Consider the following 22,748-nt stretch of genomic DNA (forward strand, 5'->3'; position numbering starts at 1 on the left):
CTTCAAGGATCTGCTCCCATCGAGAGCGATCCTCATCGAACTCCCAGGTGCGCGTGTGCTCGACGTATCTGGCCACGCTATGAGACTAGAAGGGCATTTCATGCCCCTTCAGGTCGGATCACGGAGCTCCGTGAAGCTTCATGGGATAGACAGGGGCTTACAGGATTGCTAGCTTGGAGGCATGGCATCGGTGAGTGGCCGAGTGACGTGAACCCGGGCTTCCGTCGCCTCGCTGGGCGCGAACCGCAGCGAGGGACACCTGCGGGACGCGACGCGACAGGCCGCTCACTGATGCCCGCGACCGCTCGCCAGGGCGGCGCCTCTCGTTGCCCTGCTCCGTAACCACGAACGTACGGCGGTGATGGCATGACCTGCCCACGATCTCGTACCGACTACCGCGGCCTCCACGTGGCGGCCGCACACATCCAGGCCGAACTGCTGGAGTGGGAACATCCTGTCCTCCGTGTCGACCGGGTGCGGGTCCGGGCGCACACCTGCGTCTGCCAGAGCCCGATCTTCGAACTGTGTACGGCGGGCGGGCTGTGGTTCGTCCGCCGCATCACCGCCGAATCCCCCGCCGTCGTCGAGGAAAGCCCGCAACTGTCCGCCCGCGACGGCGAGAACCTGTGGTGGCGGATCCTGCACGGCAAGGCGCGCTGACCCAGCGCTCCGGCCCGGTGCCCGACGAAGGCCCCCGCCACCTGCCGGGCGATCTCGGCGGACACGACCGGACCTGCCGAATCCGACGGCCAGACGAGGCTCTCCCGGGATCAGCATGCCGGGGGCGGTACTCGCCTGCGGCGATCCCGCGCCGGATCCCGTCGGGCTCGAACCCCCTGACGCAACGACAGGAACCCCAAGACACCCAGCCACTCCCAGAAACCCCCAGGGACGGATAGGCAGGACTAGAAAGGCGGCGCAACCTCGATCATGCGGCACCCAGCCACACCGGCGCTCCCCGGTGACGACACACCAGCCCGGCCCGGACGGACACACACCACAACGCCCCGCTCCACAGCGGCGCTCCCCTCCCTGCACCGCGGGTGCTCATGGACATGACCCCACCCAAACGCGCACGCGACTTTCACGGCACCCACGCCGCTGGCCCCCGCCAGCCCTCTCAACTGGTCGAGTGGAGCCCGCCGGCGCCACGCACCGACCGCATCCGGGTGCGCGACCACACCTGTAGCTGCCGCTTTCCGACCTACGAGCTGTGCACGGCCGCCGGCCTCTCGTTCGTACGGCGCACCACCAGCGACAAAACGATCACCGAAAGCCCGTGGCTGCCCTCCCGCGAGGCACAACAGCTATGGCAGAAGATCTTGCACGGTCAGGCGTGGTAGCTCACGCGACGTACCTGCACGCCCTGGAAGGTACCGGCAATCTGCCGGGCCACTTCACCGGCCGATACCTGATCGGTGTACAGCCGGAGCGCGAAGAGCCCATCGCCATGGACATGCAGATCGGCCAAAGTCTCATCCCATGCCCGCAACCGCTGAGCCGTGTCACTGTCCCCGCGTCGCCGGGAACGTCGCTCGCACGTCTCGCGCGACACCCACAGCATGACCGGCAGCCACGGCCCGGCCTCGACCAGACGCCGAACGTCGGGGATGTTGCCCATGTGCACGACGGGCAACATCCCGGCGCCGGTGATCTGCTGAACCTGGTGGCGGTCGACGGCGTAGGCGTTGCCGTAGCGGTAGGTCTCGACCAGCAGCCGCCCGGCCGCGCGCAGTTCGGCCAGGCGCTCGAAGCCGACGAACTCGTACTCGCTGCCGTGCCAGGTGCCGGCCTTGAGCTTGCGCAGCAGCACCAAGCGCGAATCCAGCGCGGTCAGTGCGGCGGTCACGGTGCTCTTGCCGCTGGCCGGTGGCCCGTACAGCACGATGCCCGTCACGTCAGGATCCGTTTCAGCGTCTGGCGGGTCTGGTCGGCGAGGCTGATCGCCGCGCCGAGGCGGTTGTCCACGGTGATGTGCGCGGTCTGCGGGCTAGTGTCGGTGTCCAGGCCGCTGACGTACGTCTCCCAGTTCTTCAGCTTCCACGCATCACGGGGAGCCCCGCGAAACTCGATGTACTCGCGCATGGACTCCCGATCGCAGCGCACCCACACCACCGCTACATCGATGCCCCTGGCCGCGCACCGGTTGGTCAGCCGCGACACCCAATCGGGATCGACCAGCTCGGCGACGAACGGCGCGGACAAAATGGCCGAGGTGCCGACCTTGAGGTTGTCGAACGCGGTCTCCATCAGGCACCGGTACTCCAGCGGCCGGACCTCGCTCAGATACAGCTCGGTGTGCCGGTCATGCGGGTCACCGCCGAGGGAGACGAGCAGTCGTTCGACCATGGCGCGGGTCAGCGAGTCCTTGTCCAGGAACGCCCAGCCGGTGATGTCGGACAGGAACCGGGAGAACTCCGTCTTGCCCGACCCGGCGTAGCCGCCCACGATCGTCAGGATCGGTTTGGGGCTGCCCTGGCCGTGGCGGCGTCGCCAGGCATCCACGACGCGGTTGAGGAGGGCGTTCTGCTCGGCGTTGGACGGAGCGCCGGAGACCTTGACGAGCGTTTGTTCAATGACTTGGGCGGCGGCGTTGTCGGTGGCGGGGTCGGTGGATGGGGGCAAATCCGAGATGGAGTTTTCCACCTCGGTTATCTCGCCGGGTAGCGGCGAGCGGAAACCAAGGGCCGGTTCATTTGCCTGATATAGGAGACAATAGGCCCGCCGGTAGTGAGGTCCGGGATATACCGATCCCTGTTCATGTGACCAGAGTGTCTGGAAATTGGCGGCTGGTGCGGTCAGGCCGTGCCGGTGGGCGACCTGGCGGAGCTGGTCACCTGCGGCTTCGAGGGTGAGGCCGTGCGCTTCGCGGTGCTGGCGCAGGACCAGGGGCTGCCATCCGGGACGGTGAATTGTCTTCATCGCATCCTTTGCGCACTTTGAGGGGCGGGCATGTGTAAGCGCATGTGTAACCGCCGTGCAGGCAGCAGTGAAGAAGCTTAGCTAACGCTCTGTGATACTCACCAGCGCGAATCCGCGGTGAACTAACGGCATCCCCGCCGGGATAACGACCAGCCAGAAAAGGGGTGCCGAAGTGACCACAAATGAGCGGATAATAAGTGAGCTTCAGGCCATTCGGTCTGACATGGAGGAGTTGGCCTGCCGGGTCAGCGAGATCGCTTCGGCTCTGGGAACACGGCCTTCTCCAGATCGGCGATCCGGTCGCCGAGAACCGCCAGAGTGCTGCGCATCTGAGCGAGCTGGTCCATGACCTCGGATGAGGCCGGCTCCTCGGCTGTGAGAGCCGCCGCCGCGTCTTCGCGGACGAACACTCCCTTGCCCTGCTGGCCGATGATCAGATTCTCGGTACGCAGGACGCTGATGGCCGCCTTGACCACGCTGGCTGAGACGTCGTAGCGCTGGCAGAGCTGGGCGGTCGAGGGCAGCGCGGCGCCGGGCGAGAGTGAGCCCGTTCTGATCTGCGCGCGTAGGTCGTCGGCTATCTGGAGGTAGCCGGGCCGACCGGACTTCTCGACCATCCCGTGCCTTCCGTGAGGTGCGTGCACCTCCAGTTGAGCACAGCCACCCCGACATGCCAACCAAGTCTGCGTGGAAGCCCTTGACAACTTAGGATTCTAAGCGTTCTATGTATGCATAGCGTTACGCTCCAACTACTCAAAGGAACCAACCATGCGCACCGTCCCCATCCCTGTCGACACGAACAAGCTCACCATTACCTGCGTGAAGGCCCCGCGCCCGCGCGTCCTGAACCGGGACACCGGTGAGATCAAGACCGACAAGAACGGCAACACCGTCTACGAGGTCACGGTCTCGGTGGAGGACGAGTTCGGCCGGATCGAGCTCGTCAAGATCGGTATCACCGGTGAGCCGCCGATCAAGGCCGGTGACCCGGTCAACGCGGTCGGCCTGCTCGGCTACGTGTGGGAGATCGCCGGCCGGTGGGGCATCTCCTACCGCGCCACCGCGCTCCTGCCCGTGCGGGAGGCCACCGATGCCTGACCAGCACAGCATCGCGCTCGGGGTCCTGGCCGCTGTGGCGGCCGGGCTGTGGGCCTGGCGCCGCTGGCACTACCGCTCCTTCTGGCTGGTGCTCGGCTACCCGATCACCGCCGTCACCGTCCTGGCGACCTGGCGCAAGGTCGCGCTCGGCTGCGGGCTGACCAAGAAGCGGCAGCGTTTCTGGTTCACCACCGTGCCCGGCCTGGTCGCCTCCACCGGCGTCGTCCGCGTCAAGCGCAAGTGGCAGCGCATCGCTGTGGACACCAAGCCGTGGATGTGGCTGCCGATGCCGACCCGGCACGGCTGGCGGGTCACCCTGCACATCCTGGAAGGGCAGATCCCCGCCGACTACGCCGACGCCGCCGAACGGCTCGCGCATTCGTGGGGTGTGCACGCTGTCCGGGTCACCTCTGACAAGCCCGGACGGGTCCGCCTGGCCGCGACCATTCGCGACCCGCTCGTCACGGTCGACGAGCTACCGCCGTCGACGGAACTGCTCAAGGTGACCGTGGGCCGGTTGGAGACCGGCAGGCCCTGGGTCGTCGACTTCCGCACCGTCCCGCACTGGCTGAACGCCGGAGCCACCCAATCCGGCAAGTCCAACCTCGCCAACGCTTTGATTGTCGGCCTCTCGCCGCAGCCGGTCGCTTTGGTGGGCTTCGACCTCAAGGGCGGCGTGGAGTTCACCCCGTACAGCCCGCGTCTGTCGGCGCTGGCCACCAGCCGGGCCGAATGCGGCGGCCTGCTCGATGATCTGGTGGCGCTGATGACGGACCGGATGGGCGTGTGCCGGATGGCCTCGGCGCGCAACATCTGGCAACTCCCGCCCGGCCTGCGGCCCGTCCCGGTCGTGGTCCTGGTGGATGAGCTGGCCGAGCTGTATCTGATGGCTGACAAGAGCGAGAAGGACGAGATCGCCAGAACCTCCACCGCGCTGCTGCGCGTCGCCCAGCTCGGGCGGGCGTTCGGCATCTACCTGTTCTGCTGCGGCCAGCGGATCGGCTCCGACCTCGGGCCGGGGGTGACCGCGCTGCGGGCGCAGTGCTCGGGCCGGATCTGCCACCGGGTCAACGACCCGGAGACGGCGACCATGACGCTCGGTGATCTCGACCCGGCCGCGCTCGACTCCGCCCGTGCCATTGCCGCCGAGACGCCGGGGGTGGCGATCGTGGCCGGCCAGGACGGTCAGTGGTACCGGGCCCGCTCCTTCTACGTCAGCGAAGCCGCGGCCGAGTATGCCGCCCGCAGCTACGCCGACCGAGCCCCGGCCTGGGCCGACGTGATGGCCGCACAACCACAGCCCGACTCCCAGACCGCCTGACCCACCGGAAAGGAGGAACGCTGATGCGCCGCTTGGTCGCCTGGCTGCTCGACACCGGCCCGGTCCTCGTCCTGGCCCTCATCGCGGGCGCGGGCTCGTTCACCCACATCCGCGACACCGCCACCGAGCACGGCCAGCACGGCTGGATGGCTTGGGCCGTGGCCGTGTGCATCGACCTGACCTGCGTCATGGCCGCCCGCGAACGCCAACGCGACAAACACACCGGCCGACCAAGGCGCGGCCCGCTGTCGTGGCCCGTCCTCGTCCTGACCGGCGGCATCATCCTGTCCCTGGCCGCCAACCTGCAACAGGCCGACCCGACCGTCTGGGGCTGGATCACCGCCGCCACCCCGGCCGCCGCCTTCTTCGTCGCCGTCTCCATGCTCGAACGCCGCGCCGCCGCCACCCGCACCAGCGAATCGTCCCCGGACGTCTCGCAGACGTCCCCGTCCTGGACGGCGGCGTCCCCGTCCGTCCCCGACCGTCCTCAAGCCGGCCCGCCAGCGGTCCCGGCTGCGGACCGTCCCGCGCTCGTCCCCGTCCACCACGACGACCACCGGGGTGGCCACCAGGACGACGGTCCCGCGCCCGACCCGACGCTGCTCGACTACGCCCGCCGTGTCGCCGACGAACACCACGCCGTCCACGGCAAGCCCATCACCCGCGACCTGCTGCGCGCCCGCCTGGGCGTCTCCAACCAACTTGCGGCCGCCCTGCTCAGCACTATGCGCACCCACTGAAAGGGAGATCACCTATGACCGACGACCGAACCGCTCTCGTCCACGGACTGATCCAGATGGCCGTCTTCCTCCAGGCCAACCACGAGGTGCCGGCCCCTCATGGGGTCACCGTCCACCACTTCATCCCGCGCGCCGATGACGATCAGATGCGCGCCCAGATCGACCACCTGGCCGCCCTGCTCGGCAGCGACATCGACGCCGGAGGCGGGCACTACGGCACCTCGCGACTCTTCGGCCCCGTCGAATACCGGGCCGTGGCCATCCTCGCCGACGCCCGCGCCACGTACGCCGCCCAAGACAGCTACCGGGGCTGCGTCACACCCGACACCGTCAAGGAGACCTGATCATGCGAATCCGCCTTGAAGGAAACCGCGCCGAGCTCACCCTCGGCCTGACCCACCTGCGCGAGGTCTTCACTGTCACCGCGATGTCGCGGGCCTACCCCGACCGCTCCCGGCCCCGCAACTACCGCGTCTACGTCCGCATCACCCCGCGAAAGGACCGCTGAGCATGGACGACACCGTCACCTACTACCGCTGCTGCACCTGTAGCGGCACCGGTCTCACCGACAACGACACCTGCGCCGACTGCTCCGGCACCGGCATCGAAACCCACGGCGCCTGAATCGCTGTAGCGCCCCCCGCCTGGCCACACATCCGCCAAGACCTGTGCCAGGCCGGGGGCCATCCCACACCAGATGACTGGATAGGACGGTCCCATCTTGCCCTGCCTTGCCCGCTCCCACGCCGTCGCCGGGATGATCGACCGGCTCCACCACCCCGACTACGACCGCTGGGCCGCACAGATCAAACGCGCCGGAGGATGCCGACAGCCCATCCACCTACGCGGCAAAGTCGACCGCTACGACCAGGCCACCGGCCAACTCCTGCACCGCTACACCACCAACCGAGAGCCCGACGGCATCCTGCGCGTGCCGTGCAAGACCCGCCGCGCCTCCCGCTGCCCCGCCTGCGCCGAGACCTACCGCGCCGACACCTACCAACTCATCCGCGCCGGCCTGATCGGCGGCAAGGGCGTGCCGGAGACGGTCAGCGCGCACCCGTGCCTGTTCGTCACCCTGACCGCGCCGTCCTTCGGCACCGTGCACACCCGCAGGGAGAAGAACGGCAAGGCCCTGCCCTGCCACCCGCGCCGCGACGCCGAGACCTGCCCGCACGGCCAGGTCATGTCCTGCACCGACCGGCACAGCGCCGACGATCCACGCCTGGGCGAACCGCTGTGCCCGGACTGCTACGACTACGAAGGCTCGGTCCTGTTCAACGCCATCAGCCCGGAACTGTGGCGGCGCTTCACCGAAGCCCTCCGCCGGCGCTTCGCCAAACTCTCCGGCCTCATCCTCAAAGCCCTGCGCGAGCAGGCCGTCATCTCCTTCGCCAAGGTCGCCGAATACCAGCGACGCGGCGTCGTCCACTTCCACGCCGTGATCCGCCTCGACGGACCGGACGGCCCTACCTCGCCGCCCCCGGCCTGGGCGACGGCCGATGCCCTCGCCGACGCCGTTCAGCACGCGGCATCGGCCGTGACAGCGGAGATCAAGCCGCTCAGCCGCACCTTCCGGTGGGGCAGCCAGCTCGACGTCCGCCGCATCACCATGACCGGCGACCTCACCGAGCAAGCCGTCGCCGCCTACATCGCCAAGTACGCCACCAAAGCCGCCGAATGCGTCGGCACGCTGGACCGGCGCATCCAGCCCCTCGACGACCTCGACGCGCTCCCGATCCGTGAGCACGCCCGACGCCTGATCGCCGCATGCATGCGCCTGGGCACCCTCGACGACCTGGCCGACCTCCGGCTCACCCACTGGGCCCACATGCTCGGATTCCGCGGCCACTTCTCCACCAAAAGCCGCCGCTACTCCACCACCCTCGGAGCCCTCCGCGCCGCCCGCGAAGAACACATGCGCGCCGAGGAGATCACGACCGGACGCCTCCCGCTCTTCGACGAAGACACCGTCCTGGTCATCGCCCACTGGCAGTACGCCGGACAAGGCCTCTCCGCCGGAGACCAACTCCTCGTCGCCGCCATCACCGGCACCCGGCTCCCATCTGCGGGAGGTGGTGCTCGATGAGCAGGCGTGACGAACTGCTGACCGTTCCTCAGGTCCTCGACGAGCTGGGTGGCGTCTCCCGCCGCACCTTCTATCGCTGGCGCGAGCTCGGCCGTGCGCCGGTCTGCATCCAATTGCCCAACCTCGAACTCCGCGTCTGGCGGAGCGACCTCATGGCCTGGCTCGACTCGCGACGGGAGGCGGCGTGAACACCACTTACGACGTGAAGCTCGCCCAGATCCAGCAGCGTTCCAGCGGCGGTGCGATCACCTACGTCGCCCGCTGGCGGGTGGCCGGCAAGGAGAGGTCCAAGAGCTTCCGGACCAAGGGCCTGGCCAACGCCTTCATATCCGACCTGCGGCAGGCGACCAAGGCGGGGGAGGAGTTCGACGTTGTCACTGGCCTGCCGGTGTCGATGCTCGAATCGCGGTCTTCCGGGCCGTCGTTCCTGGAGTTCGCTCAGGCGTACGTCCTTCGGCGCTGGAACACCTCAGCCGCCCGGACCCGTGAGACTGATGCGTACGCCCTCCTGACCCTCATCCCCGCCCTGGTGACCGACGCGCCGCGCCGTCCCTCCGCCGAGGACCTGCGGGACGTTCTCCGGACGCACGCGCTGCTTCCGGAGAAGCGGCGTGCCAACCTGACCGCAGCACAAGCCGCGGCTTTGAGCTGGCTGGAGAGAGCGTCTCTCCCGTTGTCAGCTCTGGGAGAGGCCCACGTTGTACGTACGGCCCTCGACGCCATCTCGGTCACCTTCGCCGGTGCCCCGGCGGGAGCGAACACGGTTCGCCGTAAGCGCGCCATCCTCCATCACCTGCTGGAGCATGCGGTCGAGCAGAAGGTGTTCAGCAGCAACCCGCTGAACGAGATCAAGTGGGCAGCACCAAAGGCCGTGACGGTCGTCGATCCCCGCACGGTGGTCAACCCGGCTCAAGCACGGCAACTCCTCGACGCCGTACCCAAGGTGGGCCGCAAGCGCGGTCCTCGGCTGAGGGCACTGTTCGCCTGCATCTACTACGCAGCCCTCCGACCGGAGGAAGCGGCCGACCTGCGGGTGAAGAACAGCACCCTGCCCGAGACGGGCTGGGGCCTGATCATCCTGGAGAGGGCACGCCCCCAGGGCACGAAGCGCTGGACCAACTCCGGGGAGACCCACGAGTCACGCAGCTTGAAGCACCGTGCGGACAAGGAGACGCGAGAGATCCCGATCCCGCCTGCCCTGGTCGCCATGCTCCGCGAGCATATCGCCGAGTACGGGACCGCCAAGGACGGCAGGATCTTCCGCACCGGCACCGGCGGGACCTACTCCAGCTCGGCGTACTCCTACGTCTGGCAGGAGGCCCGAAAGCTCGCCCTCACGCCCGCTCAGGTCGCCTCGTCGCTGGCTGCTCGCCCGTACGACCTCCGCCACGCCGCTGTCTCGCTCTGGCTGAACGCGGGAGTCCCGGCCCCCGAAGTCGCCAAGCGAGCCGGTCACAGTGTGGATGTACTGCTGCGGGTCTACGCGAAATGCATGGACGGCCAGCAAGAGCAGATCAACGGCAAGATCAACGACGCCTTGAACCCATAGCCCACGTTCCATCCACCTTCGGCCCCGGCCAGACCGGGGCCGTTTCGTTCCGCGCTGCTCGCCATGCCGAGTGGTTCCCACTGGATGGCGCCACGCTACGCCACTCTGAAAGTACGGGTAGTGATTAGGGAGGCCCTATGCACGATGAACACGACCGCCTCACTCCTTCGGCCCGAGGCCTCCGCCCGTTGTACCGACCGCCGTACGGCCTGCCGCGCCGGAGAGGCGCCAAGCTCCTCAACGAGTCCAAGGGCTTCGGGCGACGGTACGCGGCCCCGACGCCGCCAAAGAAGCCACCGCTACGAGATGGAGATCTCCACACCCGAGCGGCGATCGTCGCCGGCTTCTTGGCCTGCGCAGCCCTGGGCATCTGGTCGAGTGCCTGGGGCGCCGAGAGCGTCTCCCGAGGGTCGGGAACCGCCACAGGGCCGGCGCCCGATCTGAGCACGTCGGGGCGTGCTGTCGGGCTCCCTTCGCTGCCGCAGCCCAAGACCACACTGAGCGCATCGCCCTCGACCACATCGACCCCAAGCCCTGAAGCGTGGAAGAGCAGGAAGGGTGACCGAGCAAAGGGCTCGGCCCTTCCACGTCACCGGATTCAGCGCGTCCCTATGGAGTCGCGTAGGACGATCGCGACGCCCGTGGACAAGGGAAGAAAGACCAAAGCTCCCAAAGCCAGCATCAAGAAGGGGTCCGTCTCGGTGATCGCCGCGAAATGCGACGAGCTCTTCCCGCCTTCTCGACCTGCTTTTCGCGTACGCAACCAGGCATGTCATCAGATTTACGGTTAGTTATCGAAGCCAGCGATCCATGGCCGCGCGTGGCGTAGATGGGTTGCTATGCCCGCTTCGAACACGATCACTGCCGCAGTCGGCGTAATTCCGGTTGTTTATAGGGATGTGTGAGACGTTTACCGGTATGGGCTGGTGTGCTTGACTCCTCCCTTGTAGCCACACTCTCGGGGAGGGGGCCATGGGGGAGTTCGTTGGGATCGACCCCCTCGGGTATCAATAATCGAATTTGTCACCGGATCTAACGATAGCCGTCGGCCTCAGGATCTGCTGGTTAGCAAAATGGGACGCAATTGCCTGGCGAACTCGATGACGTCCGCCCGGTGATCTCTGCCGGACGCTCCTAGATAGAGTCTGATGGATAGCATTTTGGTGCCATCGGCCGTCCAGGCTGAGACGTAAGCGCCGGCAGGCTCACCGTCCTCACGTCTCAAGAGCGCACTGTATCCCGGGCCGATTTCCGCAGGTAGGGCGGTGCCCTTGTCGGCGACTCTTCTGCGTTCCAAGCCATCCAGGGAGAACTGCAAAGGGTCGTGCAGCTCAAACGACAATCGCACCGGTTCCTGCATGTCTGCTGACTTGGACACGATGCAGTGAGAGAAGTGGGATACCGTTCTCGTTCCGCTGGCGTAGAAGTCGTCGAGGCCGGTCGCCCGGGAGATGGCCTGGCCCGAGATCAGGCCGCATTCGCCCGGGGATGCGGTGACAACCCCCAGAGGGCGTTGATCTCGTGGAGGGGGCGGTGGCGAGCATGCGGTGATGATGCCGAGCGTCGCAGCCAGTAGGAAGATCGGTGCGCGTGCCCTCATTCGTCTGCCTCGGGGTATGGGGGCGGCTGTGGCCGGAATCCTTCCTCTACGGCATTGCCGACATCACGGAAGATACCCGAGGCAGGCGAGAATTTCAGCCACTCGTGATACGCATACTCCTGCAGTGAGGTCATTGCGCTTCGGGGCAGGATGTCGCCGTCTTTGATGAAGTCTTGCGGCGTGTTCTTCGCATAGTTTTCAGACGCGTGCGGATGCGTGGATGCCGTGCTTCCCCCAAAAAGCCCGTGCCGCATCAGGGCATCAGCGGTCAGGTCTTTGAACATGTTCTTGCTCGTGAAGAGGGTGGTCTCGGCCTCGTCCCGGGCCTTCTTCCCGTCCTCGAACTTGACCTTGTCGCTGACGTTGCTCTCCACAAACTCGTATCCGCCCACGACCCAATCACCCGCAGGCGTCAGTACGAGCTTCAGCGTGCTGGTCGCCGCATCCTTCAACGCTTCACGCGTCTTGTCCCTGGCGTCCGCAGCGTTGATCTCGGAGAGATTGCCCGCGTCGACGACGAATTTGAGTGACTTACCCAGGTCTTGCACCCTGGCCTTGAAATTTTCCCCTGTGGCGCCTGCCATGCTGTCTACAAGGATCTTCTGGCGTTGAGCCTCGATCTCGGCCTTGGTCGCGTCGGGGTGGCTGCTGCGCCACTTGTCGAAGATCGCTTCATTGGCCTTCACAATCTGCGCCGCCTGGGCGTCGAGAACCATCGCGCTGTACTTCCCGTGGCCTTCCATGACGGTCTTGAGGGCTTGGGTGTCCTTGAACGCCCAAGTCGTGGCGCTCTTCGCAGTTTCGTAGCCGAACAGGGCTCCGTACGGTTGTTTGCCTGGCAGCACCGGGTCTGTGTCTGAAAGGGGAGTGACGCCGGGGGCTTCACCGGTCTCGCGGGAGATCCGGTTCACATCGCTCATGTAGGCGGTGAAAACACGAGCAGCGCTCTGTCGAGTGTCAGGAAGCGCCGCTTGCGCCTTGGGATCGGCCCAGAAGTGGACGGCCCAGGATGCGATCAGAGCTGACTTGTACCCTCTCGAAGTGCCTGGAGGCTGACCGTTGTCGCGGAACGTCGTCGACGCCGCCTCGATGGCTCTGCCGAGTTCCCGACTGCCGCTGGCCCAGTAGTTCTCCCTCATCAAGAAGGCCAGCGGCTTCCGTGCAGGGTCGGTGAAGAAATCCTGGGCCACTCTGGCGTTGTTCGCCAAGGCGGCGGCCAACCCCGGCCCGAACCCCACGATGTCCTGTTGCTCGGTTTGCGGCTTGGAAGCGTTGTCGAAGACCTTGTTGGCTACGTCGAGGAGGAAGGCGTCATCGAAGCTGCCGTACCTCAGGAGTTGGTCGACAACGCGGCCACTCGCCACATCGCCGTCTCTTGCGATCAGTTCATCCGCGTAGCTCTTGGGGAGCTTCATGTCCCCGACTCCTCGCGAGGCCGTGCCGAGCGTCACGCTCAGAGCCATCGCTAAGCGGTCCACGTCCGAGGAGGGTGGCTTCTTCCAGATGTCTTCGAGAGAACGCCGCTCCGAGAAGTAGAGATCTCCTAGGAGTGCTTTGAGCTCCTTGGGCGGTACCTCCTTGGCGAAAGCGACGGCGAAGTAGGGATCGCGCTGGTGGTTCTCCAGCAGGTCGAGGGTCTGACGGGAGAGGGCAGGCCGTCCGTCGACGCTGGCCGCATTCTTCCCCGCCTTTCGAAGCTGGTCGGCAACTGACTTGGCCGCTGCCGCGCCGCTCGCCGGTGAGTACGAGGCCCAGAGCGTCTCATCTGCCCAGATCACGCCCTTGTCGAGACCGATCTTCTGCGTGGCGACGATGAGATCCAGGCGACGCTGTAGGTCGGGAACCTCCTGGGCGATCTGGAAGCCGATATCCCTCAGTAATCCCGGGCCGGCCATGCTCGTGCCGATCGAACTCAGTGCCCTGCCGAGCTGGGCATCCGCGGCCGTCCATGCCTGCTGCAGGCGCTTGATCTCGCCGATCAACTGCGTCATCAGGGAGGGATCGATGCCAATCTGGTTCGGAGGTGAGCTCATCAGCGTGACTCCCCGGGCGGGAAGATCGGTGACCGCCCTGGCCACTGGCCCAACGAATCCATTGGCTTCGCCGGTTCAGGGCTCGCGGAAGTGGAGTCGACCAGCGCGAGTGCCCGCTGGAAAACGCTTCTATACGCCAGGTCCCATGCCTTGCAGTCCTCGATGAGCCGGTCCGCGGCCCTGCCCTTCATCGCGCCGCTTTCGAGCAGGCCGACGAGTTTGCGCACGTCGTTGGCGTGCTGGTCACGTAATTGCTCGATCATCCGTCGAGCGGCCTCGATCTGTTCCTGCGTCGCCATCATCCTCGGATCCTTCGGATCTTTGAGACGGCTATCCCTGGGATCAATGTGACCATAAGGGGCACGGGTTGGCGCGTCGAGGGGATTTGCCGAACTGGTATTGACGCGACAATCGAGCGGAATGACGTGATTAGTTGATCACTTGTGACTTGGGCGGCAAGTGCGGCTCGCAGGCTCCAAAGCGACCTTGAGTAGAAGCCTGACGGATACCCTCTGCTGATCTACGCTGGACTGCAGGTAACGGTCGGTGTCTTTCAGTCGATGGCATCGATGAGTCGGGATTGCATACGGGGAGTACGAAGGGCTGATTGCGTGGCGGGTGGTCGTAGCGAGTGGGAAAGGCGTCAGGCGGCTCAACGTAGAGAAGCTGAACGGCGAGCACGCGAGGCGGCCAGACTGGCGAAGGAGAATGAGCGCGAACGTCAGCGCCGGCATCTGGAGAAGCAACAGGCGGCAGCTGAGCAAAAGACTGCGAAGGTAGCGAAACGCATCGAGGAGATTGATCAGATATTGGTCAGCGTGCTCCGTGTGCGTCCCCTGGCCTTCGACCAGATGAAGGCTGTCCCTTCTACGCAGCCGTTCGACCCCGGGCGCATGGGCGTCGCTGAACGGCCTCCAGACTGGGGACAGTTCGCTCCGCCTACGCCCTCCGGTCTCAGCAAGATCTTCGGTGGTCAGAGCCGATATGAACGAAGCCTCCAGGAGGCACGCGGGCGGTTCGACAACGAGGTAGCTCAGCATCGGAAGCGTGAGGAGAAGCGCCTCCGTGAGCTTGACGCCGCTCGGGCTGCCTATGATCGGCAAATCGCTGCCGCCATGGATAAGGCGGCAGCCGACAACGCCCAGTTGGACCAGCTACGCACCGAGTTCGACAATGGTCAGCCAGAAGCCGTGGAATGGTTCGCCGCCAAAGTCTTGGACGGATCGGTCTACCCGAAGGACTTCCCTCGCCTATACCAGGTCGCGTACCGGCCCGAGAACCATGATCTTGTCGTTGAGTTCGAACTTCCTCCGCAGAGCGCCATCCCGGATGTTCGCGGCTACAAGTACGTCAAGGCGCGGGACGACATAGACCCGGTGCCCAGACCGCAGACCGAGGTCAAGCAGAGATATGCCAAGCTTCTCGCATGCGTCGCGCTGCGCACGCTCCATGAGATCTTCGCCGCCACTCCCGGCAGCATCATCGAGGCGATCGTGTTCAACGGGCGCCTCAACACCATAGATCAGGCGACGGGCAAGAAGGTGCGCCCCCACCTGCTGAGCGTCCAGGCCGAACGGGTGGCCTTCGAGGAGTTCGTCCTCGCCGATGTCAATCCGGTGGCGTGCTTGAAGCGGCTCAATGCCTTGGTCTCTCCGAACCCATATGACCTGGAGGCGATTGAGCCGTTCATCGCCTTCGACCTCAAGCGTTTCCGTTTCTCTGCGGACATGGATGTCGTCGCAGGGCTGGATTCACGTCGCGATCTCCTGAAGCTGACTCCCACGGAGTTCGAACATCTCGTCAGAGAGCTGTTCATCGCCATGGGGGCGGAAGCCTGGACAACCATCCCGTCCAAGGACGGCGGCGTGGACGCGGTGGCCACGAGCAACAACCTCTTCTTCGGCGGAGTCTGTCTCATCCAGGCGAAGCGGTGGGCGGGGCTTGTCGGGCTGGACGCGGTCCACGCGCTCACCGGCGTCATGGCGGACCACAACGCCACTACGGGTGTCCTGGTCACCACCTCATGGTTCGGGCGGGCCAGCGAGCAGTTCGCCCAACGGAACAGGATCACCTTGATCAACGGCGCCGAGCTCAAGCACCTCATCAAGCAGTACTTGAACATCGATGTCATTCCGGGGACAACACCCCCTCGCAATGCGAGAGCCTCCGACAATACGCAGTCTGGCCGCCCAGGGCCCGACGCCTGAGCGCAGCTCTGCAGGAGTAGCGGATACGGCGCCGCTACTCCTGCATCTGAGCCCCGCGCATGATGGTGATGCTTTGGAGGACGTTGCTGACAACGTGGTCGGCTTGGTGCTCGTGGCCTGACCACGTGCCTCGGTTGATCCAGATCGCACGTAGGCCGGCGCCCTGGGCACCTTGGATATCTGCGATGAGGTTGTCGCCCACCATCCAGCCGCCCTCGGCAAGGTCGACTCCACACCGCTCAGCGGCGATGTGGAAGAGCCGGCTCTCCGGCTTGCGGACGCCTTCGACCCCCGATACGGCGTATCCGTCCACCGCATCGGCCAAGCCGGTCCGCTGGAGCTTGCCGAGCTGGTTGTCGGCCATGCCGTTCGTGACGATCCCGACTCGCCATCCCGCGGCGCGCAGCTCGGCCAAGGCTTCGGGCACACCTGGGTAACACCGTACGAGATTCGGGATGCGCTTACGGTAGGCGGCCCACAGCTCGCCGACATCCTCAGGCAGTGCGAAGTGCTCGCGTATCTGTCCGAAGAACGCCTCTCGATGTGGATGCGTGTCGCGATCCAGGGAAGCGAGCCACGCGACGCCATTCGTGCCGAGCCGCCACTGCTCGGCGAACTCCTTCGCCCAATGCAGGTACGCGGTGTCGAGGTCGACAAGGGTCCTGTCGAGGTCGAAGAGGGCGAGGCGCTGCACGTGGCCACCCTAGACGTGAGGTGCTCGCCGACAACAGAGCCGGCCCAAGGGGCTTCGCTGCTGACTTCGGTCTAGTCCCTTTGAACCCGTGGTACGCGCATCAAATTGGCAAGATACTCCCGCAGGGCCGGATTGACCGCATAGATGACCGTCCCCCGCATACCTCTCGTGAGCAGAACCTTGTACACATTGCGGACAAGCTGGTCGAAGTCGCTGTCGGAGACTGACTTTCGGCTCTTGAAGGCGGGGTCCTTGTTCTCGCTGCGGACAGTAACCAGTTGCCCGTCCTGGACGGTCAGGTCGGGGCCCAGAATGACGCCGTTCCAGTCGTACTCGAACCCCTGGGCGGTGTAGACGCACCCGACCTGTCCGAATCCGTTGGGCTCGCTGGCCCACAGCATGCTGGGCGGGTAGTCGCCGACGGCGCGATCCTTCTTGACGTTCCATGGCCGCGCCCAGTCGCCGATGACCACGTCATCGACGAGGGTGTCATCGGAACGCGGTTCGCTCCAAGGCCAGCAGTAGCCTGCGGTCATGCGGGCGGTGCCAGGTTTGGCGCTCAGGAACGCCTCAAGCTCTTGTGGCGAGTCGGCAAGCTGCACCTCGAAGGCATCGTCTCCGTCCCACTCCATCGGCCCGCCGTCGGCCAGGCCGAGCAGGCGGAGAACCCACTGTTCGTACTTCCTGCTGCCGCCGCAGCGGAACTGCTCGTCGAGCGATACGAACCGCACGTCATAGCCCTTGGTCCGGGCATAGTCCTCGATCCCGGCCACGGTGCCGAGTTCCCCTGGTCGCACCACTTGGTGCTGATCGAGGAGGAAAACCGGAACACGAGCCGTGGACAGCAACTCGTCGAGCTGGCTGCGGCCCGTCCTCTTGGCCGCCGGGGTGAAGCGGTTGGTGGAAGTCTCGCGGATGCGATGAGCTTCGTCGCAGATCAGCACGTCCATGCCGTTCTGCTCGGCGTCGGTGAAGCTGTTGAAGTACTTGAAGAGGTTCTTGATCCGCGTGCTGCCGCGACCGGGGTAGCGCCGCATGGTCTGAGTGAACGACTGCGAGCCGGTGGCGTGCAGCGCAGACCGGCCCTGCCGGTAAAGCTCGCCGAGAAGTGACAGAGCGATGACGCTCTTGCCGCTCCCCGGCCCCCCGGTGACGACGACGACCTGCTTGAAGTCCGCTCGTCGAGCTCTGTCGACGGCGCCCATGACCAACTCGTACGCGACCTGCTGCTCATCCAGCAACGTGAACTGCTCGCGCTCGCGGATCTCTTTCGAGGCGTAGGCCATCAGCTGCTTGCTTGGCGCGACTGGGCTGGACAGGAGCCGATCCGCGGCGTCCGCGCCCGGCTTGTCCGACAGTCGCTCGCTCAGATAGCGGAGAAACTCTCCGCGCCGTTGTTTGGTGAACAGGCGGCTGCGCTCGTCGCGCACCAACTCCGACAGGCCGTCGATGTCCAGGTCCATCGCGTTGTGGAGGTACGCGGCTCCGTACACGGCGTTCGGCTTGCCGCTGAGCACGCCGAGGAAGTCGCACATGTACTCGCAGTACCGGCGAACCTGCTCGGCGGGATGCAACATCTCGCCACCCGGCATGCCGTCCACGATGACCAGATGCTCGCCTGATTCGGACGGCTCGGCACGGCTCCACTGCTTGAGCTCGACGACGACGTACGAGTCCTCGCCGGTCCGTGGATGTACGCCTGCGAGGACTACGTCGGCCCGCCGGCTGGTCAGTGGAAGCTTGTACTCCACGAGCATTTCCACTCTGCCCAACCCGGCATCGAGCAGGTCGTGTGCGAGAACCGGCAAGCTGCGCTGCCAGGACTTGACCTCGGAGGGAGAAGGACGGCGTCCAGTGGATGCTCTTACGTTCTCAGCGATCGCTTCTATCAGGGTGGTTTCGAGCGGAGAGGCCAGCAGGCTTTCAGCCGTCGTTCTCATCACCATTGACGCTGCCTCTGCCCTCGAAGGTGTGTCTGCCCCTTCTCGGTTGAGTGGGTGGTCACCTTCAACATCCTGTGTCCAACTTTCTGAGCCAGCTGAGAAATCCGGTGAGCTGCTCGACCTCTTCTTCGGCCGGAGCCGTCAATATCGACCCGTGATGATGGGCGAATCGGTTCCGTATCCGACGCACACCAGCGACTTCCTCCACAAACGCCGCCTGATCGATGCGCCAACCGAGACGCGCCCAGCAGTCTGGCCGGCGAAGCAGATACTCGATGTTTCCCAGGCTCAACTCGTTCACAGAGCTAAGAGACGGCTTACTGGCTGCCTCCTGGAGCTCGATAACGGTTGGGAAGGCCACGTCGATGATGCGCCGAAGCCGGCGCTCGATCTCCCCAAGCAGCCGATGGGGAGCGCTGAAGCGATCAAGCGCGGTTATGGCATCGCGGAGGGTAACGATGCCGTTGATACGTGACTGATCGTCCTCAACGAATGCGAACTCGTGGCGTTCGAGCAACGGCAGGATCTCCTGCACCTCGGCGTCGAGGTCAACTGTCTTAGCAGGACGGATAGCGCGCTTCAGGATCTGTTCGCGACTGCAGAGCCGGGCGATGGCAATGGACTCCAGTGTCACGACACCGATCAATGCCAAAGCATCGGTCAGGACAGGCAGCTGACCTACACCGTGAAGAGTCAGGAGAGTCTCAGCTCGAGCCAGGCTGTCGGTCGTCGACAGGCTGATGAGTCGGCCCGGGCGAGCGGAGGGGAGGTCTGCAACGCGCAGCACGATGCTGCCGTCGTGTGTCATCAGTGGCCCCAGGGCCAAAGGACGTGCGTGCAGGGGCGCGCGAAGGCGACCATGCGTTTGGGCAGCATGGGCTACTCCTACGGGTAGGGGCTGTCCTGGACCGCTATGCGGCGGATGCCCGTCGGGCCGTCTGATGTTGAGACGATAGCGCGCCAAGGCGACAGTCCGCACCATTGATGTGTATAGGGCGAGCACGATGAGAGCGAACTACTTGGACATATCGGCTGATACTGCCGTGGGAGGGGCGCGCTCTATGGAGCATCTCTGCAGATCAGAGGGAGGATGTGCTGTAGGCGTCCGAGCGGAGGATGCTCTCCGGCCAGCACTTAAGTGCCGAGTTCGTCCTTCGCCCTTGCAGCCGCCGGCACGCCCACCGGATAGTCGCTGCGCGTCAAGCGAGCGGGTATGACGGTGCCTGGGGGTCGATGCCTCGTCGTATAAGTAGGGGTGTAGGTGTGCCGCTACAGCGTGCTAGTCCGCGCATCTCAATAAAGACTCCTGCTGCGACTTACGTCCAATACCCGAACTCCATTGAGACGAAGGAAGCATTTGTTCGCAGGTGTGCGTCAGTACAAATGTCACTCCTCCCTTCTGCATACTATGACTGATCAAGACGTTCGAGATATTGCTGCGGGCAGCAAGCCGGCCAGGTGATCCCGCAGCTCAGGATCAACCGCATAGATCACCGTGCCTCGCATGCCTCGCGTGAGCAGGACCTTGTACACGTTGCGCACCAGCTGGTCGAAGTCGCTGTCGGGGACCGACTTACGACTCTTGAAGGCAGGATCCCTGTTCTCGCTGCGAACGGTAACAAGTCGACCGTCATGGACAGTCAGATCGGGGCCCAGGATGACGCCGTTCCAGTCGTACTCGAACCCTTGGGCCGTATAGACGCACCCGACCTGCCCAAAACCGTTCGGATCACTCGCCCACAGCATGCTCGGCGGGTAGTTTCCGACGGCGCGATCCTTTTTGGTGTTCCACGGCCGCGCCCAGTCATCGATGACGACATCGCTGACCAGAGTGTCGTTGGGCAGGGGGTCGCTCCATGGCCAACAGAAGCCGGCGGTCATGCGGGCGGTGCCATCTTGGGCCGCGAGATCCGCTTCGAGCTCCTGTGGTGAGTCGGCGAGTCGTACCTCGAAGTCCTCGTCCCCATCCCATGCCATGGGGCCGCCAGGGGCCAGCCCGAGCAGATGGCGAACCCACTGCTCGTACTTGCGGCTGCCGCCGCAGCGAAATTGCTCGTTGAGGGAGACTCGCCGCACGTCGTAGCCCTTCGTACGGGCATAGTGCTCGATGCCCTCGACGGTGCCGAGTTCCCCAGGGCGGACGACCTGATGCTCATCGAGCAGGAACACCGGTACCCGAGCCGTAGACAGCAACTCGTCGAGCTGGCTACGTCCAGTGCGTTTGGCGGCAGGAGTGAAGCGGCTGGTAGAGGTTTCGCGGATGCGGTGAGCTTCGTCGCAGATGAGGACGTCGAGGCCGTTCTGTTCGGCGTCAGTGAAGCTGTTGAAGTAGTGGAAAAGGTTCTTGATCCGGGTACTGCCTCGGCCAGGGTAGCGCCGCATGGTCTGAGTGAAAGCCTGGGAGCCGGTGGCGTGCAGCGCCGATCTGCCCTGCCGGAAAAGCTCGCCGAGAAGTGACAGAGCGATGACGCTCTTGCCGCTGCCGGGACCTCCGGTGACGATGACGACTTGCTTGAAGTCCGCGCGCCGGGCGCTGTCGACGGCGCCCATGACCGTCTCGTACGCGACTTGCTGCTCGTCCAGAAGAGTGAACTGTTCGCGTTCGCGGATCTCTTTGGATGCGTACGTCATGAGCTGCTTGCTCGGCGCAACGGCGCTGCTGAGGAGTCGATCGGCCGCCTCAGCTCCTGGCTTGTCCGACAGTCGTTCACTCAGGTAACGCAGAAACTCGCCGCGTCGCTGCTTGGTGAAGAGCCTGCTGCGTTCGTCGCGGACCTGATCTGACAGGCCGTCCACGTCCAGGTCCATGGCGTTATGCAGGTATGCCGCGCCATAGACGGTATCCGGATTGCTGCTGAGCGCTCCTAGAAAGTCCCGCATGTACTCGCAGTATCGACGGACCTGTTCGGCAGGATGCAGCGCTTCGCCGCCGGGCATGCCATCAACGATCACGAGATGCTCGCCCGCTTCAGAGGGCTCGGCCCTGCTCCACTGCTTGAGTTCGATCACGACGTAGGAATCCTCGCCAGTCCGCGGATGGATGCCGGCAAGCACCACGTCCGCACGTTTGCTGGTCAGAGGGAGCTTGTACTCCACGAGCATCTCGACCCTGTGCAAACCTGCGTCAGCCAGGTCACGAGCGAGGGCCGGCAGACTGCGCTGCCAAGACCTGACTTCGGAGGCGGAGGAACGACGCCCTGTGACGGTTCGCACGTGTTCGGCGATGGTTTCCGCCAGGTGAGCTTCCCCCTGTAGCACGGACACCTGAGGTGAGGTCACTCAGCGGTGTCTGACGGCCTGTAGAGGGCCTCGAACGTAACAGGGCTGTGCATTCCAATGCTGGAATGTCGTCGGTATGGATTGTACCAGCATTCGATCCATTCAAAGATGGCGTTGGCCAGTTCTTCTCGGGTTTTCCAGATTTTGGCATCGAGAAGTTCGAGCTGCATCGTTCCCCAGAACGACTCCATCATCGCATTATCGTAGCAATCACCTACCGTGCCCATGGAGCCGAGCAGGTCCGCGTCTCGCAGGCGCTTGCCAAAGGCCCAAGACGTATATTGCGTACCGTGATCGGAATGAAGAATGGTCGAGTGGGCGTCCGGCTTCCGCCGGGCCACCGCCATCGCTAACGCATTCACCACGAGATCTGTATCTTGACGTGCGTCGATGGACCAGCCGATGACACGTCGTGAATAGGCGTCCATGACGGTGGCGCAATACGTCTTCCCCTCGCCGGTGGGATGCTCGGTGATGTCGGTCAGCCAGAGTCGATCGGGCGCCTCGACATCGAAGCGGCGCTGCACCAGATCTTCCTCGGTGGCCTGATTGACCAGGTTACGGCGGCCCTTGCGCCGATAGACACCCTGCAGGCCGGCGACACGCATGAGCCGTTCCACGCGCTTGCGGTTGACCTCCTCGCCCAGGCCGAGCGTGAGCTCGGCGTGCACCCGCGGCGAGCCATAACTGCCGCGCGAGTCGGCATGTATCTGACGGATCATTTTGGTGAGTTCTTTGTTGCGCAGTTCACGCAGCGGCTCAGGCCGGCCGAGCCATTCGTAATATCCCGAAGTCGACACCTGGAGTACCCGGCAGGCCACCGCGACCGGAATGTGGTCGTCGGCGAGTTCGCGGACCAGCGAGTAGATTACTTTGGGAGGACGTTCTCCCGGGCGAAGTACGCCGCCGCCCGCTTGAGAATGTCGTTCTCCATCTCCAGCTGTTTATTGCGGCGCCGCAGCTCGGCGAGTTCCTTCTTCTCCGCGCTGGTCAGCCGATCGCCGGTGCCGGCGTTTTCGTCGGCGTCGGCCTGTCGCAGCCAGTTCTGCAGGCACGACCGGCTGACGCCCAGGTCCTGGGCGAGTTGGAGGAGCGGTTTGTCACCTTGGCGCGCGAGCTCGACCGCGCGGCGCCGGAACTCTGGCGGGTGAGGTGAGGGCATGAAGGACATCCTTCCTGATGATCAAGGGTGACTTCAGGGCAAGTGTCCGGAGAACAGGGGGAAGCTCAAGGGCGGTCTCGCTGGGAGAGGCGAGTACGTTATCGACAGAAA

General features: G+C 64.9%; 21 protein-coding genes. 11 read left to right on the plus strand and 10 right to left on the minus strand.

The annotated features are described in order from the left end of the window. Positions 1-366: 366 nt before the first annotated feature. Positions 367-660: a hypothetical protein gene (locus IEY87_RS44615; protein WP_189144982.1), complete on the plus strand. Its 294-nt coding sequence runs from the start codon at positions 367-369 to the stop codon at positions 658-660. Between the two features lie 670 nt (positions 661-1,330). Here IEY87_RS44615 and IEY87_RS44620 read toward each other — a convergent pair. After that, positions 1,331-1,897, minus strand: a complete 567-nt coding sequence (locus tag IEY87_RS44620) for a nucleoside/nucleotide kinase family protein (RefSeq protein ID WP_189144983.1) — start codon at positions 1,895-1,897, stop codon at positions 1,331-1,333. Then, positions 1,894-2,625, minus strand: coding sequence for a P-loop nucleotide/nucleoside kinase family protein (locus tag IEY87_RS44625; protein ID WP_225277824.1), 732 nt, complete (start codon positions 2,623-2,625; stop codon positions 1,894-1,896). Before IEY87_RS44625 ends, IEY87_RS44620 begins: the two co-directional genes overlap by 4 nt. A 180-nt stretch (positions 2,626-2,805) precedes the next feature. On the opposite strand from IEY87_RS44625, the gene IEY87_RS46480 reads away from it, so the two are divergent. Next, positions 2,806-2,943: a hypothetical protein gene (locus IEY87_RS46480; RefSeq protein ID WP_225277825.1), complete on the plus strand. Its 138-nt coding sequence runs from the start codon at positions 2,806-2,808 to the stop codon at positions 2,941-2,943. Positions 2,944-3,167: 224 nt separating this feature from the next. Here IEY87_RS46480 and IEY87_RS44630 read toward each other — a convergent pair whose 3' ends face one another. Continuing rightward, positions 3,168-3,539, minus strand: a complete 372-nt coding sequence (locus tag IEY87_RS44630) for a winged helix-turn-helix domain-containing protein (RefSeq protein ID WP_189144985.1) — start codon at positions 3,537-3,539, stop codon at positions 3,168-3,170. Positions 3,540-3,690: 151 nt separating this feature from the next. Between IEY87_RS44630 and IEY87_RS44635 the strand changes: the two genes are divergently transcribed. From IEY87_RS44635 to IEY87_RS44670, 8 genes are all read left to right on the plus strand, one after another. After that, entirely contained in the window at positions 3,691-4,020 is a 330-nt protein-coding gene (locus IEY87_RS44635) for an SCO3933 family regulatory protein (protein WP_189144986.1), read from the plus strand. Continuing rightward, on the plus strand, positions 4,013-5,341 hold the full coding sequence (locus tag IEY87_RS44640) for an FtsK/SpoIIIE domain-containing protein (RefSeq protein WP_189144987.1): 1,329 nt from the start codon (positions 4,013-4,015) through the stop codon (positions 5,339-5,341). The genes IEY87_RS44635 and IEY87_RS44640 overlap by 8 nt, the downstream gene beginning before the upstream one ends. A 23-nt stretch (positions 5,342-5,364) precedes the next feature. Beyond that, entirely contained in the window at positions 5,365-6,081 is a 717-nt protein-coding gene (locus tag IEY87_RS44645) for a DUF2637 domain-containing protein (protein WP_189144988.1), read from the plus strand. A 14-nt stretch (positions 6,082-6,095) separates the two neighbouring features. After that, positions 6,096-6,425 (plus strand): hypothetical protein, encoded by a 330-nt coding sequence (locus tag IEY87_RS44650; protein WP_189144989.1) that lies wholly within the window; start codon positions 6,096-6,098, stop codon positions 6,423-6,425. Between the two features lie 2 nt (positions 6,426-6,427). Beyond that, the gene (locus IEY87_RS44655; protein ID WP_189144990.1) at positions 6,428-6,589 is read left to right on the plus strand and encodes a hypothetical protein; all 162 of its coding nucleotides are present in this window, start codon (positions 6,428-6,430) and stop codon (positions 6,587-6,589) included. A gap of 249 nt (positions 6,590-6,838) precedes the next feature. Beyond that, positions 6,839-8,170: a replication initiator gene (locus IEY87_RS44660; RefSeq protein WP_189145016.1), complete on the plus strand. Its 1,332-nt coding sequence runs from the start codon at positions 6,839-6,841 to the stop codon at positions 8,168-8,170. Continuing rightward, the gene (locus IEY87_RS44665) at positions 8,167-8,358 is read left to right on the plus strand and encodes a helix-turn-helix transcriptional regulator (protein ID WP_189144991.1); all 192 of its coding nucleotides are present in this window, start codon (positions 8,167-8,169) and stop codon (positions 8,356-8,358) included. Before IEY87_RS44660 ends, IEY87_RS44665 begins: the two co-directional genes overlap by 4 nt. Then, positions 8,355-9,719, plus strand: coding sequence for a tyrosine-type recombinase/integrase (locus IEY87_RS44670; protein WP_189144992.1), 1,365 nt, complete (start codon positions 8,355-8,357; stop codon positions 9,717-9,719). The genes IEY87_RS44665 and IEY87_RS44670 overlap by 4 nt, the downstream gene beginning before the upstream one ends. Before the next feature lie 1,596 nt (positions 9,720-11,315). On the opposite strand, the gene IEY87_RS44675 is transcribed toward IEY87_RS44670, so the two are convergent. Next, entirely contained in the window at positions 11,316-13,352 is a 2,037-nt protein-coding gene (locus IEY87_RS44675) for a hypothetical protein (RefSeq protein ID WP_189144993.1), read from the minus strand. Continuing rightward, complete coding sequence (locus IEY87_RS44680; protein WP_189144994.1) at positions 13,352-13,654, minus strand: hypothetical protein; 303 nt, start codon at positions 13,652-13,654, stop codon at positions 13,352-13,354. Before IEY87_RS44680 ends, IEY87_RS44675 begins: the two co-directional genes overlap by 1 nt. A 309-nt stretch (positions 13,655-13,963) precedes the next feature. On the opposite strand from IEY87_RS44680, the gene IEY87_RS46485 reads away from it, so the two are divergent. Further along, positions 13,964-15,559: a restriction endonuclease gene (locus IEY87_RS46485; protein WP_225277826.1), complete on the plus strand. Its 1,596-nt coding sequence runs from the start codon at positions 13,964-13,966 to the stop codon at positions 15,557-15,559. 34 nt (positions 15,560-15,593) lie between these two features. Here IEY87_RS46485 and IEY87_RS44690 read toward each other — a convergent pair whose 3' ends face one another. The 5 genes from IEY87_RS44690 to IEY87_RS44710 all read right to left on the minus strand — a co-directional run bounded on the left by IEY87_RS44690 (position 15,594) and on the right by IEY87_RS44710 (position 22,637). Further along, a complete protein-coding gene (locus IEY87_RS44690; RefSeq protein WP_189144995.1) occupies positions 15,594-16,253 on the minus strand; it encodes an HAD family hydrolase in 660 nt (219 codons plus the stop codon). Between the two features lie 71 nt (positions 16,254-16,324). Continuing rightward, on the minus strand, positions 16,325-18,199 hold the full coding sequence (locus tag IEY87_RS44695; protein WP_189144996.1) for a DNA/RNA helicase domain-containing protein: 1,875 nt from the start codon (positions 18,197-18,199) through the stop codon (positions 16,325-16,327). Between the two features lie 61 nt (positions 18,200-18,260). Then, the gene (locus tag IEY87_RS44700) at positions 18,261-19,004 is read right to left on the minus strand and encodes a CBS domain-containing protein (RefSeq protein WP_189144997.1); all 744 of its coding nucleotides are present in this window, start codon (positions 19,002-19,004) and stop codon (positions 18,261-18,263) included. A 608-nt stretch (positions 19,005-19,612) separates the two neighbouring features. Next, positions 19,613-21,298, minus strand: coding sequence for a DUF2075 domain-containing protein (locus tag IEY87_RS44705; RefSeq protein WP_225277827.1), 1,686 nt, complete (start codon positions 21,296-21,298; stop codon positions 19,613-19,615). Between the two features lie 173 nt (positions 21,299-21,471). Continuing rightward, positions 21,472-22,637 (minus strand): IS3 family transposase gene (locus IEY87_RS44710; RefSeq protein WP_372462274.1). Its coding sequence is split into 2 segments (ribosomal slippage): positions 21,472-22,346 and positions 22,346-22,637, totalling 1,167 coding nucleotides; the frame shifts between segments, so codons are not numbered across the junction. Between the last annotated feature and the right edge of the window lie 111 nt (positions 22,638-22,748).

The organism is Nonomuraea glycinis (genome assembly GCF_014646515.1).
GTDB lineage: Bacteria > Actinomycetota > Actinomycetes > Streptosporangiales > Streptosporangiaceae > Nonomuraea > Nonomuraea glycinis.